This is a genomic window from Kitasatospora sp. NEAU-69 (assembly GCF_057158765.1).
The window spans coordinates 1-15,097 of record NZ_JBWXUE010000005.1; the positions used below are offsets into that span (position 1 = coordinate 1).

A 15,097-nucleotide genomic window follows, 5' to 3' on the forward strand; every position below is an offset into this window, starting at 1 on the left:
CCAGGCCCTTCACGATGCAATGGCCGCATGATCCGTACCGACAGGGTCGGCCTGCGGGCCCGCCACGCGGCCGACGTCCCGATCCTGCACGCCGAGTTGTACGAGGACGTCGTGACCCAGTCGCGCGCCAGCTCCCACCCCTGGCGGCCTATCCCGCCGGGTATCGGCGCCTCCCGGTACGAGCCGGTGGCGCCCGCGGACGACGTGGCGCTCTTCTCGGTGGTCGAGCTCGCCTCCCAGGAGCTGGCCGGCGACGCGGTGCTCTGGGGCATCGACACGCACAACCGGACCGCGCACCTGGGCCTGTCCGTACTCCCGGCGTTCCGTGGCCGTGGGCTCGGCACCGACATCGTCCGCGCGCTCTGCCTGTACGGCTTCACCGTGCGCGGCCTGCACCGCCTGCAGGTGGAGACGCTCGCGGACAACGCCGCGATGATCGCGGCCGCCACCCGGGTCGGCTTCGCCCTGGAGGGCACGCTGAAGCAAGCCGCCTGGGTGTACGGGGAGTTCGTGGATGAGGTGATCCTGGGGCTGCTGGCCGAGGACTGGGCCCAGCGGGGGTGACCCCCGGCTCCCGGGCCCGGTGAAATTCACTTGACCCGGCTACGCGTCAACGCTGCACTGTGGGCCGGGCGCCGCCCGTCGTGGTGCCCGAATCACAGGGGAGGCAGCAGCAACAATGGAAATCCGTCCCACGACCGATGAGGACCGCGACGTCTTCGTCAAGACAGTCCATGCCGCGTTCGGGTTCCACCTGGACACCCCGAACGAGCATGGCGGCGGCCTCTGGTGGTCGGCCTTCGAGATGGACCGCGGGCTGCTGGCCGAGACCGCGGACGGGCGGCCCGTCGGGACCGCCACCGCGTACTCCTTCGAACTCACCCTGCCCGGCGAGGTCATCGCCCCGGCCGCCGGCATCACCGCCGTCGGCGTCCTGCCCTCGCACCGACGCCGCGGCGTGCTCACCGCGATGATGCGGCACCAGCTCACCGAGCTGCGGGCACGCGGGGAGTTCCTCTCCGTCCTGCTGGCCTCCGAGGCCGTGATCTACCGCAGGTTCGGCTACGGGCCGGCGACCTACACGGGACGGATCACGGTGGCACGCCACCAGGGCGCCCTCGCCGCACTGCGGGCGCCCGGACGGGCAGACGCCCCGGCGGCCGGCTCCGGTGCCGACTGCGGTGCCGGCCAGGACAGCAGCTCGGTCGAGGTGATGCGGCGCGCCGAGTGCGGCGAGATCCTCGAAGACGTCTATGACCGGTACCGCCGCGCACAGCCCGGCGCACTCTCCCGGCCGCACCGCTGGTGGGCCCTCGGCGCGGGCCAACCCCCGGTCGTTCCGGCGCCGCGTTACGTCGCCGTCCACCGCGACGCCGACGGCGTCCCGGACGGGTACGCCAGCTACTCGCTCAGCGACCGGATCCTGACGGTCGACGAGACCATCGCCACCGACGACGCCGTCACCACCGCCCTGATCGAGTTCCTGCTCGGCCACGACCTCGTCTCCCAGGTCGTGTTCAAGCACTTCCCGCCCGGGCACCCGCTGCGCTGGCAGCTGACGGACTTCCGTGCCGCCCAGGTGAGCAACGACTCCGACTGGCTCTGGGTGCGGCTGCTGGACATACCGCGGGCGCTGACCGCACGCGGCTGGTTCGCGGACGGTGAGCTCGTCCTCGACGTCGACGACCCGTTCCTCGGCGAGCACCACCGCTACCTGCTGACCGTCCGGGACGGCAAGGCCGAGTGCGTCCCCACGGATCGGGACCCCGACCTCTCCCTGGACGCGAGCGACCTCGGCTCGATCTACCTCGGGGGCACCGCACCCAGCACGCTCGTCCGTGCCGGACACATCCGCGCCCACGGCCCGGACGCGGCCCTCCGCGCCGACCTCCTCTTCCGCGCCGAGCGGCAGCCGCACTGCCTGCACTGGTTCTGACCCGGAGGGGGTGGGTGCGGCGTATCGCGGCACCCACCCCCCTGGCTGGATCAGCTGCCGGCGGATCCGTTCCAGTCCACGAGCTGGACGATGACCCCGTTGGGGTCCGTGACCTGGAAGGCGCGCTCGCCCCAGGGCTCCTCGCGCAACGGCATCGTGATGGCGACTCCTTCGGCGATCAGGCGGGCCAGTTCGGCCTCAAGACCGTCGACGACGAAGGCGAGGATCACGCCGTCCGCGTGGTCGTCGCGCTGGTCCTCGGGCAGCGAGGTCAGGCCGCGGCGCAGGAAGACGACGTTCATGCCGGCGTCCTCGCGGGTCAGCGAGACGAAGCCGTCCGCGGCCATCTCCTGCCGGAAGCCGAAGTGACTGGTCAGGAAGGTGCCGGACGCGTCGACGTCTTCGACGTTGAGCGAAACGGCCGAAGCGGTGATCTTCATGGGTAACTCCACGGGGGTGGGCGCCAATCTATCCTGTACGCAGTACAGTGTACAACGTACAGAGTGGAAGCGCGGGAGGATGCTCCCATGCCCACTCAACGCAGCAGCGCCGGCGACCCCGCACGTACCCTCAAGCTGCTCTGGCGCGAGCCCGGAGACCCTGCGGATGCCCGGCGCGGCCCGCGCCAGGGCCTGAGCGTCGAGCGGGTCGTCGCGGCCGCGATCGAGCTGGCGGACGCCGACGGGCTGGGTGCCGTGACGATGCGCCAGGTCGCCCAGATCCTGGGGGTGGTGCCGATGTCGCTCTACACCTATGTGCCCGGCAAGGCGGAACTGCTCGACCTGATGCTCGACACGGTCTACGGCCGGATGCCCCGCAGCGAGCTGTCCGGCAGGCCCTGGCGCGAGCGCCTCACGGCTGTCGCGCAGGAGAACCGGGACATGTTCGACCTTCACCCCTGGATCGCCGAGGTCGCCACCAGCCGGCCCCCGCTCGGCCCCGGGGTCATGGCCAAGTACGAGCACGAGCTGGGAGCGTTCGAAGGTCTCGGGCTCGACGACGTCGAGATGGACGCGGCGCTGACCTTCCTGCTCGGCTTCGTGCACGCCGCCGCGCGCTCGGCGGCGCAGGCGGCCGCCGTCCGCCAGGACAGTGCCATGAGCGAGGAGCAGTGGTGGGCCGCCAACGCCCCCCTGCTCAGCCGCGTCTTCGACCAGGACAGGTACCCCGTCACCGCCCGCGTCGGCGCCGCCGCGGGCGCGGCCCAAGGGGCGGCCTACAGCCCCGACCACGCCTACCGCTTCGGCCTGCAGCGCGTTCTCGACGGCCTCGGAACCCTGATCGAAGCCCACGGCGCCTGACCGGCGCCCGGCAAGATCCGCCGGACACTCCCTAGGCCGATGGTGTGGCGAATCTCCCCGAACGGGTGCGTCCCGGGTGCCGGTTCGCGCCGGATGCCCTCGCCGGTGCTTGGGTCCCAGAGGAGCACTGGGGCGCACCGGCCGGGACCGCTCGGCCGTCCGACCGAAGGAGAGCGCGTGGCGGCGAATGGCGGGGTGAGCGGCGGGGCGGTGGCCGGGCAGCTCCTCAAGGGGCAGAAGGCGCTGGTGACCGGTGCCAACTCCGGGATCGGCCTGGCGACCGCGGTCGCGCTCGGCCGGGCCGGGGCGGACGTCGTCGTCAACTACGTCGCGGGGCCGGACGAGGCCGCCGCCGTGGTGACCGAGATCCAGGGCTTCGGGGTGCGCGCCTATGCCCACCAGGCCGACGTCTCCGAGGAGGAGCAGGTCGACGCGATGGTCGCGGCGATGGTCGAGGAGTTCGGGACCATCGACATCATGGTGGCCAACGCGGGCCTGCAGCGGGACGCCGCGGTGACGGACATGACCATCGCACAGTGGGACAAGGTCATCGGCGTCAACCTCACCGGGCAGTTCCTCTGTGCGCGGGCGGCGACCAGGGAGTTCCTGCGCCGGGGAGTGGTCCCCGAGGTGTCCCGGTCGGCCGGGAAGATCATCTGCATGAGCTCGGTCCACCAGGTCATCCCGTGGGGCGGCCACGTCAACTACGCGTCCTCCAAGGGCGGGGTGGGCATGCTGATGCAGACCCTGGCCCAGGAGCTGGCGCCGAAGCGGATCCGGGTGAACGCGGTCGCCCCGGGCGCGATCCGCACCCCGATCAACAAGTCCGCGTGGGAGACCCCCGAGGCCGAGGCCGATCTGCTGCGGCTGATCCCCTACGGCCGGGTCGGTGATCCGGACGACATCGCCAACGTCGTGGTGGCCCTCGCCAGCGACCTGCTCGACTACGTGGTCGGCACCACGCTCTACGTGGACGGCGGGATGACGCTCTTCCCGGGCTTCGCCACCGGCGGCTGAGATGCTCACCACCGCGCAGCTGCTGGCGGACAACCCGGCGCAACTGCTGCCGGCGCGCCAGCTGATGGCCTTCACCCTGGCCTCGCACATCCTGCTGGTCCCGCTCGGCGTGGCGCTGCCGTTCGTCACGCTGCTGATGCACCACCGCGCGCTGCGCCAGGGCGACCCCGTCGCGCTCACCCTGGCCCGGCGCTGGTCGGCGGTGATGGCCGTGCAGTTCGCCATCGGCGTCGTGACCGGGACGGTGCTCTCCTTCGAGTTCGGGCTGCTCTGGCCCCGGATGATGGGGCGCTGGGGGGACGTCTTCGGCCTCGGATTCGGCGTCGAGGCCTGGGCGTTCTTCCTGGAGGCCGTGCTGATCGCGATCTACCTCTACGGCTGGCGCCGGCTGCGGCCCCGGGTCCACTTCTGGCTCGGCGTGCCGCTGCCGTTCACCGCGCTGCTGGGGGCGTTCGGCATCATCGCGGCCAACTCCTTCATGAACACCCCGCAGGGCTTCACGCTCGACGCGCAGGGCAACCCCGTCGGCGTCACGGTGCGGCAGGCGATCTTCACGCCGATGTTCGGCCCCGAGTACTGGCACTTCGTGGTGGCGATGTTCCTGACCGCGAGCTACCTGGTGGCCGGGGTCTACGCGGTGGGCTGGCTGCGCGGGCGCCGTGACCACTACCACCGGCTGGGCTTCACGGTGCCGTTCACCGTCGCCGCGATCCTCACCCCGGTCCAGTTCGTGCTGGGCGACTCGATCGCGCGCTCGGTCTTCCACAAGCAGCCGGTCAAGTTCGGCGCCATGGAGATCGTCCAGAACACCGGCACGCACGTCCCGGAGTACATCTACGGCCGCCTGAACTCCGACGGGACCGTCTCCGGCGGGCTCAGGATCCCCCAACTCGACTCGATCCTGGCCGGGTTCAAGCCCAGCACCCAGGTCACCGGGCTGACCTCGGTGGCCGCCGACGACCGCCCCACCGCCACCGAGGCGACCATCGCGCACTGGGCCTTCGACACCATGGCCGGCATCGGCAGCGTGCTGATCCTGCTCGCGCTCTGGTACGGCTGGTGCCGGCTGCGCCACCGGGACCTGCCGCGCTCGCGCTGGTTCTTCCGGTGCGCGGCCCTCGCCGGAGTGGCGTGCCTGGTCACCGTGGAGTGCGGCTGGATCACCACCGAGGTCGGCCGCCAGCCCTGGATCGTCTACTTCAACATGCGGGTCGCCGACGCGGTCACCCCGACCCGCGCCGCCTCGCTGTGGACCATGTTCGCCGTCGTGGTGGTCGTCTACGCGCTCGTCTTCGCCGCGTTCCTCGCGGTGGTGCTGACGATGAGCAGCCGGTGGCGCCGGGCCGACCAGGCCGGCGTGCGGGATGGCGCGGGGACGGGCACGGGCGTGGGCGCGGGCACCGGCGTACCAGCGGCCGTCGCGGAGCCGGAGGCCGACACCCCCTACGGCCCCAGGGGTGCGGTGGCGGGCGCGGCGGTCCGGCCGGACCCGCGCAGCGGCGACGGCGCAGGGGGTGCGGCGTGACCGCGGACGCGATCGCCTGGGTGCTGCTGCTGGCCGTCGCCGCCTACGCCTGCGCCGGCGGGACGGACTACGGCGCCGGCTTCTGGGACCTGCTGGCCGGCGGCGCCCGGCGCGGTGAGCGGCCCCGATGGCTGATCGACCACGCGATGGCGCCGGTGTGGGAGGTGAACAACGTCTGGCTGGTCTTCGTCCTGGTGCTGCTGTGGACCGGCTTCCCGACCATGTTCGAGGCCGTGTTCAGCGCGCTGTGGCTGCCGCTGGCCCTGGCCGCCGTGGGCCTGGTGCTGCGCGGGGCCGGCTTCGCGCTGCGCAAGCCCACCCGGCGGCTGGCCCGGCGGCGCGTCTACGGCGCGGCGTTCGCCGTCTCCTCGCTGCTCACGCCGTTCTTCTTCGGTACGGTCGTCGGCTCCGTCGCCTCGGGCCGGGTCGCGGTCGGGACCACGGCCGCCTCGGACGCCTGGGCCAACCCGAGCTCGATCATCACCGGGCTGCTCGCCATCGGGGCCGTCGCGTTCCTGGGCGCGGTCTTCCTGACGGCGGACGCGCGCCGCTTCCAGGCCGAGGACCTGGTCGGCTACTTCCGGCTCCGGGCGCTGGCGAGCCTCGGCGCGGTCGTCGTGCTGGCCGTCATCGGGCTGTTCGCCACCCGTCATGACGCCGACTACGTCTGGCACGGCCTCACCCACGGCGCCGGGCTGGCCGTGCTCCTCGTGGCGCTCGCGGCGGGGCTGGCCACCGCGCTGCTGCTGGTGCGCCGGGAGCTGCGCTGGTGCCGCTACACCGCGGTGGCAGGCGTGGCGCTGGCGGTGGGCGCCTGGGGGCTGGCGCAGCGGCCCTACCTGCTGCCGACCACGCTGACGGTGTCGCAGGCGGCCGGGGCCGCGCCCACGCTGCGCTGGTTGGTGATCGTCACGGTGGTCGCCGTCCTGCTGGTGGGGCCGGCCCTGGTGCTGCTCTACCGGCTCGACACGCAGGGCGAGTTGGAGCCGCTCACCGACGCCGACACGCAGGAGCCGTGAGGCGCGGGAGGACCGGCCTGCCCGGAGGGTCAGCCCAGGCGCTCCAGCAGGTGGTCGCCGACCCGCAGGGCGTTGGCGATGGCGGTCAGTGACGGGTTCACCGCGCCGATGCTGGGGAAGAAGCTGGTGTCCACGACGTAGAGGTTGTCCAGGTCGTGGGCCTTGCAGGTGGTGTCCAGCGCCGAGCTCTTCGGGTCGGTGCCGAAACGCACGGTCCCGGCCTGGTGGGCGGTGGCGCCGATCGGCATGCCCTTGTGCAGGTAGAGGCTGTGGTCGAGCAGGCGGTGCTCGTGCATCCCGAGCTGCCCGAGCATGCCCTGCAGCCGGTGCCGCAGCTGGTGCAGGCCGGCGATGTTGTTGCTCTCGTCGATCGACAGGTGGACGTTGCCCTCGCCGTCCAGGGTGACCCGGCTGTCGGGCAGCGGGAGATCCTCCCCGCAGAGCCAGAAGTCGACCGCGTGGTGGGCGAGCACCTCGAAGGGCAGGTCCGGCGAGAGCTTCCCGGCCCAGCGCGGCGCCTCGCCGCGGATCTGCTCGGTGTCCGACTTGCCGAGCATCTGGATGCCGCCGAGCGGGTAGTCGAAGCCGTCGGCGCCGAAGTACCAGTCGTGCAGGGCCAGGGTCTTCTGGAACCGGGTGGGGTTGGGCTCGCGTGAAACCGCCATCAGGGCCAGGTTGTTGTGCCGCATGTAGTGGCGCCCCACCACGTCGGAGCTGTTGGCGAGCCCGCCGGGGTGCCGGTCGTTCGCCGAACGCAGCAGCAGGGCGGCGGAGTTGACCGCGCCGCAGGCGACCACCACCAGGTCGGCGGTGAAGCGCTCGGTCGAGCCGTCGGCGAGTTCGGTCACCGCCGCGGTGACGGTGCGCCCGGTCGGGTCGGTCTCCAGTCGCCGGACGTCGGCGCCGGTGACCAGGGTGACGTTGTCGTGCTCCAGCGCGGGGTCGACGCAGATCACCTGGGCGTCCGACTTCGCGTTGACCAGGCAGGGGAAGCCGTCGACCCGGTTGCAGCGGATGCAGACGCTGGTGTGGGTGGCCCGGCCGTCCGCGTCCTGGGTGAGGTTCACGCCGATCGGCAGGTGGAAGGGGTGCAGGCCCTGCTTCTCCAGGTCGTCGCTGAGCTGCTGGATGCGCGGCTCGTGCTCGACCGGGGGGTGGGCGTAGGGCGCGCCGGCCGGGCCCTCGGTGGGGTCCTCGCCGTGTCGGCCGTGCACCAGGTAGAGGTGCTCGGCCTGGGTGTAGTAGGGCTCCAGGTCCTCGTAACGGATCGGCCAGGCGGGCGACAGGCCGTCGTGGTGGCGCAGTTCACCGAAGTCCTCGGGGCGCAGCCGGAACAGCGCCGCGCCGTAGAACTTGGTGTTGCCCCCGACGTAGTAGTTGACCTCCGGCTGGAACGGGTGGCCGTGCCGGTCGTACCAGGTCTCCTGAGCGAGGTACTTGCCCTTCAGGAACACCGCGCCGGAGTCCCAGTTGTCGATCTCGCGGGGCAGGTAGCCGCCCTTCTCCAGGAGCAGGACCCGCCGGCCCGACGGGGCCAGCCGGTGCGCCAGCGTGCCGCCGCCGGCGCCGGTGCCGATGATGATGACGTCGTAGTGCTGGTCGGTCGCCATGGCGGCCTCCGTTCGCGGGGGTTCACTTTTCTGGATGCCAAGTCTCTTTCTGCTCAACGGTGTTCACAGGATCGCGATCGGGTTGACCGGTGATCCGGTGGCCGCGGGTAGCCGCAGGGGCGCGATGACGCACAGGAACGACCACCGGCCCTGCTGCTCGCACAGCGGCACCAGGTCCTCGAACTGCAGGTAGTCCAGCAGGTGCAGGCCCATCGCATGGATGGCCAGGACGTGCACCGGGAAGGCGAGGCCGGGCGTGCTGCTCGGCGCGGCGTCGCTGTTGCCGTCGCTGCCCAGCGCCGCCACCGCCCGCTCGGCCAGGAACTCCACCGCCGCGGGGTGCAGCCCGGCGCGCGCCGTCGCCGTGGGCCAGGTGCCGAGTTCGCGCCGGCGCCGGCGGTGACCGAGCCGGACGAAGAGCAGGTCGCCCTCGGTGACCCGCACGCCCTGCGCGGCCTCGGCGGCGGCGAGTTCGGCGCCGCTCACCGTCTCGCCCGGTTCCAGCCACCGCACGCCGCGCAGCCGTGGGATGTCGAGCAGCACCCCGCGGCCCACGATGCCGTCGCGCGCCAGGTCGTCGACGGCGAGCGCGCCCGCACCGTCGGGGGTCAGGGTGTCGGCGGGCACGCCGTGGTACAGCGTGTCCCCGTAGATCACGTGGCAGAGCGCGTCGAGGTGGCTGTCGGCGTCGCCGTGCACGTTCATGGCGAAGCGGTCGGTCGCGAACCGCAGGGCCAGTGGGTCGGGTTGCTCGCCGCTCGGCCCGGTCATCCGGTGCTCGCACGGCTCGGGGTTGTCCGGCCCCGGCTCGGCCGACACCGGGGCGGCCAGCGTCACGGCACGCCCGGTGCGGACCTCGCGGGCCGCCGCCAGCCGCCGGGCCGGGGTGAGGGACGCGAGCGCGCCGCGGTCGGCCCTGCCCCAGTCGGCACTGCTCCAGTCGGCACTGCCCCGGCCGGCCCGGCGTCGCACGCGCTCGTAGAGGGCGCGGAACTCGGGCCCACCGGGCGGCTCGGGCCCGCCGGCTGCCGCGGGTGTGGCGGGGGTGGCCATGGCTGACGCGCCTCAGGGCCGGCGCTGCTCGCGGTCGAGCGCGTCGTCCAGGGTGGTGGCGGCCATGATGAGTGACAGGTGGGTGAACGCCTGTGGGAAGTTGCCCAGTTGCTCGCCTGCCAGGCCGATCTCCTCGGCGAACAGGCCGACGTGGTTGGCGTAAGTGTGCATCTTCTCGAAGGCGTAGCGCGCCTGGGTGGTCCGGTTCGCCCGGGCCATCGCGTCGACGTAGAGGAAGGTGCAGAGGCTGAACGTGCCCTCGGAGCCGCGCAGTCCGTCGGGCGAGGCGGCCGGGTCGTACCGGTAGACCAGGCTGTCGGAGACCAGCTTCCGGTCGATGGCGTCCAGCGTGTTGAGCCAGCCCGGGCTCCTGGCGGCCAGGAACCGGACCCGGGGGATGATCAGCAGCGAGGCGTCCAGCACGTCGCCGTCGTAGTGCTGGACCAGGGCCTGCTCCTGCTCGCTCCAGCCGCGGACCATCACCTGCTCCAGGATCGTGTCGCGGGCCGCCGTCCAGCGGGCGGTGTCGGCGGGGCGGCTGAACTCGGTGGCCAGGTGCAGGCCGGCGTTCAGGGCGACCCAGCACATCACCCGGCTGTAGGTGAAGTCCTGGCGCCCGCCGCGGGTCTCCCAGATGCCCTCGTCCGGGCGGTCCCAGTTGTCGCAGAGCCAGTCCAGGGTGGACGCCAGGCCCTTCCAGCCGTGGTAACCGGTCTCCACCCCCACCTCGCGCCCCTGGGCCAGGGCGAGCAGTGCCTCGCCGTAGATGTCGAGCTGGAGCTGGTCCATCGCGGCGTTGCCGGCCCGCACCGGGGCCGAACCGCGGTAGCCCTCCCAGTGGTCGAGGATCTCCTCGGGGATGTTCGGGTCGCCGTCCACCCGGTACATGATCTGCAGCCGCTCGCCCGGGGAGTCGGCCCGCTCGTGCATGCGCTCACCCAGCCAGTGGGTGTACCGGCCCGCCTCCTCGACGAAGCCGAGGTCGAGCAGGGCGCGGGCGGAGAGCGATCCGTCGCGGATCCAGGTGTAGCGGTAGTCCCAGTTGCGCTCGCCGCCGACCTGTTCGGGCAGGCCCATGGTCGCGGCGGCGACCGGGGCGCCGGTGGGGTGGTAGGTGAGCAGCTTGAGGGTGATGGCGGAGCGGTTCACCATGTTCGGCCAGCGGCCGCGGTAGGTGGAGCTGCGCAGCCAGTGCTGCCAGAACTCGGCGATCCGCAGGATCTGGTCGCTGAGGGCGGGTTCGCTGATCGGGGCCGGTGCGGCGCCCTCCGGCCCGCAGACGGTGAAGGCGACGGCGGCGTTGTGGCCCGCGTCCAGCGTGACCTCGCCGCGCACGTCGTGCCCGTCGCGCTCCAGGTGGAAGGTGCTCTGCAGGTATCCGGTCGCGTCCGGGGCGCGGAACACCGCCGTGTGGCTGGGGTTGATCGTGCCGGCCGCCTGCAGGTCCAGTTCGTGCGGGGCGCGCCCGTAGTCGAAGCGCGGCCGGCATTCCAGCACGAAGCGCACCGTGCCGCGCACCACCCGCACGACCCGGATCAGCGTGTGCCGGTCGCTGGGCACGGCGGACTCGTCGGGCACCATGCAGTCGACGACCTCGCCGACACCGTCCGGGGACATGAAGCGGGTCACCAGCACCGCGGTGTCGGGGTAGTAGAGCTGCCGGCAGGTGCCCTCGGGGTGCTCCGGGGCGAGAAGTAAGTGGCCGCCGCGATCGTGGTCGAGCAGCGAGGCGAAGACGCTCGGCGAGTCGAAGCGGGGGGCCGCGAACCAGTCGACCGCCCCTTGGGACGAGACCAGTGCGGCGGTCTGGAGGTCGCCCACGATGCCGTGGTCGGCGATCGGCGGATAGCGGTCCATGGGTCGCTCCGAGCGTTCGGATGGCGTGGCGGATCCCCGGTTCCCACTATCCGTCGACGCCCGGTGCCGTGCCTGCCGGGGCGTTGCGGCGCTGCCTGTGCAGGGGGCTCACTGCAGGCGGCGCAGGTGCTCGCCGCCGGTCAGGATCGCGTCGGCGAGGGCGGCGGCCGGGCCTCGCGGGGTGCCGCGGCCGGTGCGCAGGATGAACTCGGTCTCGCCGAGCTCCGGCAGCTCGGGGTGTGGGGGCAGGGCGTGCAGCCCCGGGGGGATCAGGCTGTGGGCGTGGGCCACGACGCCCAGGCCGGCGAGCGCGGCGGCGCGGATGCCGGAGAGGCTGGCGCTGGTGCAGGCGATCCGCCAGGGACGACCGGCCTCGTCCAGCGCCGCCAGCGCCCGGGCCCGGGTGACGCTCGGCGCCGGGTAGACGATCAGCGGCACCGGACGGCCGCGCTCCGGGCGGAAGTCCGCCGCGCCGATCCAGACCAGCGGATCCCGCCAGACCACCCGGTCGGTCGCGCTGTCCGGGCTAGTGGGGGCGGCTGGGCCGGCTATTCGCTTGCCCAGCATCAAGTCGAGGCGGCCGTCCGCGAGTTGCTCGGTCAGCACCGCGCTGCGGCCCACCGTCAGCTCCAGGTCGACCTCCGGGTGCCCGCGCCGGAAGGTGCGCAGCAGCTGCGGCAGCTCGGTGAGCACGAAGTCCTCCGAGGCCCCGAAACGCACCCGGCCGCGGACCGGTGCCCCGGCGAAGTAGGCCGCCGCCTGCTGGTGCGCCTCCAGGATCGAGCGGGCGAAGCCCAGCATCGCCTCCCCTTCGGCGGTCAGCTCGACCGAGTGGGTGTCGCGCTCGAAGAGCCGCCGCTCGGTCGCCTCCTCCAGTCGCCGGACGTGCTGGCTGACGGTGGACTGCCGCAGCCCCAGCCGCTGCGCGGCGCGGGTGAACCCGCCGGTCTGGGCGACGGCGAGGAAGGACCTGAGCTGGACCGGATCGAACATGCCTCGCATTTTAGTGCGGTTATCGCATTACATGATCACAGTGAGTCCGGCCAACGGGATTCACAATCAGCGGCAGGCCGACCAGGGTAGGAGGCACACCCCGCAGACCCCAGCCCCGTGATGGAGCGCCCCCATGCCCGTGCCCGGTCCGACGGCCTCCCGCCGCCGTTTCCACTTCCGGCTGCGCCTGCCGCTGGAGCCGTTCATCACCGCGCTGCTCGCCACGGTCGGCTTCGCGCTGCTGCTCCCGGCGCGCGGTGCCGCGGCGACCGGGGTCTCGTACGTCGCCGTCGGCGCGGTCGGGCTGCTGTTCTTCCTCTACGGCGCCCGGCTGTCGGCCCGCGAGGCGCTGGACGGCCTGCGGCAGTGGCGGCTGCACACGCTGGTGCTCGCGGTGACCTTCGGGCTCTTTCCGCTGCTCGGGCTGGCCGCCCGGCTGCTGGTGCCCGCGGTGCTCCCGCTCCAGCTGTACCAAGGCTTGCTCTTCCTCTGCCTGCTGCCGTCCACCGTGCAGTCCTCGATCGCCTTCACCTCCATCGCCCGCGGCAACACCGCCGCCGCCGTGTGCAGCGCGAGCTTCTCCAGCCTGGTCGGCATCGTGGCCACCCCGCTGCTCGCCGCGCTGCTGCTGAACACCCACGGCGGCATCAGCGCGGGGTCGATGGTGGGCATCGCCGGACAGCTGCTGCTGCCGTTCCTGGCGGGCCAGCTGCTGCGCCGCCGGATCACCGGCTGGCTGGCCGCACACCGCCGGATCCTCGGTCTGGTGGACCGCGGCTCGATCCTGCTGGTGGTCTACAGCGCCTTCAGCGAGGCGGTCGTGGGTGGCATCTGGCACCAGGTTTCGGTGCCCCGGCTGGCCGTCCTCGCGGTGCTGGAGGCGGCGCTGCTGGCGCTGGTCCTGGGCGCGACGACGCTGCTCGCCCGCCGGCTCGGCTTCGGCCGTGCGGACCGGACGGCGATCGTCTTCTGCGGCTCGAAGAAGAGCCTGGCGGCCGGGGTCCCGATGGCGACGGTGCTCTTCCCCGCCCATGCGGTGGGCGTGCTGGTGCTGCCGCTGATGCTCTTCCACCAGATCCAGCTGATGGTCTGCGCCGTCCTGGCCCGCCGCTGGGGCGCCGCGGCGGAGCGGGCGGAGTGCGGGGAGCGGGCGGAACAGGGCGGCCAGCGGGAACCGGTGATTGCAGCGGCGGCGGAGCGGGGCTGAAGCGAAGCCCCTTGGCAGCCGGGTTGCCGGGCGGGATGATCAAGGTCGTCGCGCAGGGGGAGTGGGCATGTCGAAGACAGCGGACGGTTCGGGCGGATCGGCGCCGCCGTCGTTGATCGTGCGCGCCGGGCGGACGACGGTGCGGGTCGCCGAGGCGGCCGTGCTGTGGGAGCGCGCCGGGATGGTGACGCGGATCCCGTACGGCGCGGTCGGCGCGGCGGTGGCACTGGGCGACGGGTCGCTGCGGGGCAGCCTGCGGCTGGAGGTGCGCGGGTCGCAGACGGCGTTCGAGCTGCGCTGCCGGGCGGCGGAGGCCGGGGCGCTGGCGGTGGCCGTCAGCGAGCAGGTGCGGCTGGTGCACGAGCGCGGGGTGACGGACACGCCGCCGGTCACCACCGAGCGCGCCGAGCAGCCGCCGGCCCGGCAGCGGCGGCCGCTGCGCGGGCGGTTCAGCCGCAGGCAGCTGGCGGTGCTCGCGGTGGTGGCGGCCTGTGCGGTGCAGAGCGTGGTGTACTTCGCGCTCGGGGACGTCGGGACCGCGCTGATCGGCTGGCTCGGGCTGCCGCTGCTGGCGGGGGCCGGACGGCTGGCGCTGTTCGTCCGGGAGGTGGCCGGCGACCTCTGGTGCACGATGACCAGAGGTGTTCGGGTCGAGGCCCGGTACGAGCGGAGCGCCTACGCCGGCAAGCACGTGTACGAGTACACCGCAGTGAACGGTGGCCTCGCGACGTACGAGCACACCCGCTTCTACGAGGGCTGGAAGCCCAAGCCCACGCTGACCCTCCTGCTGGTGCCCGGGCGGGCCGATCCGATGACGGCGCGCGGGTCGTTCCTGCTGCCGATGCTCGCCCTACCGCCGCTCGGCGCTGTGACGCTGGTCCTGGGACTGGCCGGTCTGTTCTTCGTTCCCCTGCCGCTGATCCTGGCGTTGGTGGCCTGAGCCGTGGACCTCGCGGCCCGGTTGCGGCCGCGAGGTCAGAGGCTGGGCATGGCTCAGGCGGGCACGGCTCAGGCCGGCAGCTGCGCCTCGATCGCGGCGACCAGCTCGGCGGCCTCCGGCTCGGTGCGCGGGCGGAAGCGGCCGGCGACGGTGCCGTCGGCGGCGAGCAGGAACTTCTCGAAGTTCCACTGGACGTCACCGGCCTCGCCGGCGGCGTCGGCGGTCTTGGTCAGCTCGACGTAGAGCGGGTGGCGGTCGTCACCGTTGACGTCGAGCTTGCCGAGCAGCGGGAAGGTGACGCCGTAGGTGGTCGAGCAGAAGGTCTGGATCTCCTCGGCGCTGCCCGGCTCCTGCCCGGCGAACTGGTTGCAGGGGACGCCGAGCACGGTGAACCCGCGCGACGCGTACTGCTCCTGGAGCTTCTCCAGGCCGGCGTACTGCGGGGTCAGGCCGCACTTCGAGGCGACGTTGACGACCAGCACCGCCTTGCCCTTGTAGTCGGCGAGGCTGGTGGGCTCACCGGACAGGGTCTGCAGCGGGATGTCGGACAGGCTCATCGGGGATTTCCTCCGGGGGCGGGGCAGGCGTATCGGTGGTCGACAGCCCCAACATAGCCCGCCCCCGCGTTCTTCCACGGCG

14 protein-coding genes are annotated in these 15,097 nt (G+C 72.7%); 8 read left to right on the top strand and 6 right to left on the bottom strand.

The window, feature by feature from the left end:
* Positions 1–27: 27 nt before the first annotated feature.
* A complete protein-coding gene (locus AC060L_RS07440) occupies positions 28–564 on the top strand; it encodes a GNAT family N-acetyltransferase (RefSeq protein ID WP_483797762.1) in 537 nt (178 codons plus the stop codon).
* Between the two features lie 115 nt (positions 565–679).
* Positions 680–1,936 (top strand): GNAT family N-acetyltransferase, encoded by a 1,257-nt coding sequence (locus tag AC060L_RS07445; RefSeq protein WP_483797763.1) that lies wholly within the window; start codon positions 680–682, stop codon positions 1,934–1,936.
* Positions 1,937–1,986: 50 nt separating this feature from the next.
* Here the strand turns inward: AC060L_RS07445 and AC060L_RS07450 are convergent, their stop codons facing one another.
* Positions 1,987–2,376 (bottom strand): VOC family protein, encoded by a 390-nt coding sequence (locus AC060L_RS07450; protein ID WP_483797764.1) that lies wholly within the window; start codon positions 2,374–2,376, stop codon positions 1,987–1,989.
* Positions 2,377–2,463: 87 nt separating this feature from the next.
* Here AC060L_RS07450 and AC060L_RS07455 point away from each other — a divergent pair, with 87 nt between their 5' ends.
* The 4 genes from AC060L_RS07455 (at position 2,464) to AC060L_RS07470 (ending at position 6,798) form a co-directional block, all read left to right on the top strand.
* The gene (locus tag AC060L_RS07455) at positions 2,464–3,237 is read left to right on the top strand and encodes a TetR/AcrR family transcriptional regulator (RefSeq protein WP_483797765.1); all 774 of its coding nucleotides are present in this window, start codon (positions 2,464–2,466) and stop codon (positions 3,235–3,237) included.
* A gap of 177 nt (positions 3,238–3,414) precedes the next feature.
* On the top strand, positions 3,415–4,254 hold the full coding sequence (locus tag AC060L_RS07460) for an SDR family oxidoreductase (RefSeq protein ID WP_483797766.1): 840 nt from the start codon (positions 3,415–3,417) through the stop codon (positions 4,252–4,254).
* A 1-nt stretch (position 4,255) separates the two neighbouring features.
* Entirely contained in the window at positions 4,256–5,779 is a 1,524-nt protein-coding gene (locus AC060L_RS07465; RefSeq protein WP_483797767.1) for a cytochrome ubiquinol oxidase subunit I, read from the top strand.
* On the top strand, positions 5,776–6,798 hold the full coding sequence (locus AC060L_RS07470) for a cytochrome d ubiquinol oxidase subunit II (protein WP_483797768.1): 1,023 nt from the start codon (positions 5,776–5,778) through the stop codon (positions 6,796–6,798). Before AC060L_RS07465 ends, AC060L_RS07470 begins: the two co-directional genes overlap by 4 nt.
* A gap of 29 nt (positions 6,799–6,827) precedes the next feature.
* On the opposite strand, the gene AC060L_RS07475 is transcribed toward AC060L_RS07470, so the two are convergent.
* The 4 genes from AC060L_RS07475 to AC060L_RS07490 form a co-directional block, all read right to left on the bottom strand.
* On the bottom strand, positions 6,828–8,408 hold the full coding sequence (locus AC060L_RS07475) for a GMC oxidoreductase (protein WP_483797769.1): 1,581 nt from the start codon (positions 8,406–8,408) through the stop codon (positions 6,828–6,830).
* 63 nt (positions 8,409–8,471) lie between these two features.
* Entirely contained in the window at positions 8,472–9,461 is a 990-nt protein-coding gene (locus tag AC060L_RS07480) for a cyclase family protein (RefSeq protein WP_483797770.1), read from the bottom strand.
* A 12-nt stretch (positions 9,462–9,473) separates the two neighbouring features.
* Complete coding sequence (locus AC060L_RS07485; RefSeq protein WP_483797771.1) at positions 9,474–11,318, bottom strand: glycoside hydrolase family 15 protein; 1,845 nt, start codon at positions 11,316–11,318, stop codon at positions 9,474–9,476.
* A 108-nt stretch (positions 11,319–11,426) separates the two neighbouring features.
* Complete coding sequence (locus tag AC060L_RS07490) at positions 11,427–12,311, bottom strand: LysR substrate-binding domain-containing protein (RefSeq protein WP_483797772.1); 885 nt, start codon at positions 12,309–12,311, stop codon at positions 11,427–11,429.
* 133 nt (positions 12,312–12,444) lie between these two features.
* Here AC060L_RS07490 and AC060L_RS07495 point away from each other — a divergent pair, with 133 nt between their 5' ends.
* Positions 12,445–13,518 carry a bile acid:sodium symporter family protein gene (locus AC060L_RS07495; protein WP_483797773.1) on the top strand — a complete coding sequence of 358 codons (1,074 nt, stop codon included), beginning with the start codon at positions 12,445–12,447 and terminating at the stop codon, positions 13,516–13,518.
* Between the two features lie 67 nt (positions 13,519–13,585).
* Entirely contained in the window at positions 13,586–14,458 is an 873-nt protein-coding gene (locus AC060L_RS07500; protein WP_483797774.1) for a hypothetical protein, read from the top strand.
* A 68-nt stretch (positions 14,459–14,526) separates the two neighbouring features.
* Here AC060L_RS07500 and AC060L_RS07505 read toward each other — a convergent pair whose 3' ends face one another.
* Entirely contained in the window at positions 14,527–15,015 is a 489-nt protein-coding gene (locus tag AC060L_RS07505; RefSeq protein WP_483797775.1) for a glutathione peroxidase, read from the bottom strand.
* Between the last annotated feature and the right edge of the window lie 82 nt (positions 15,016–15,097).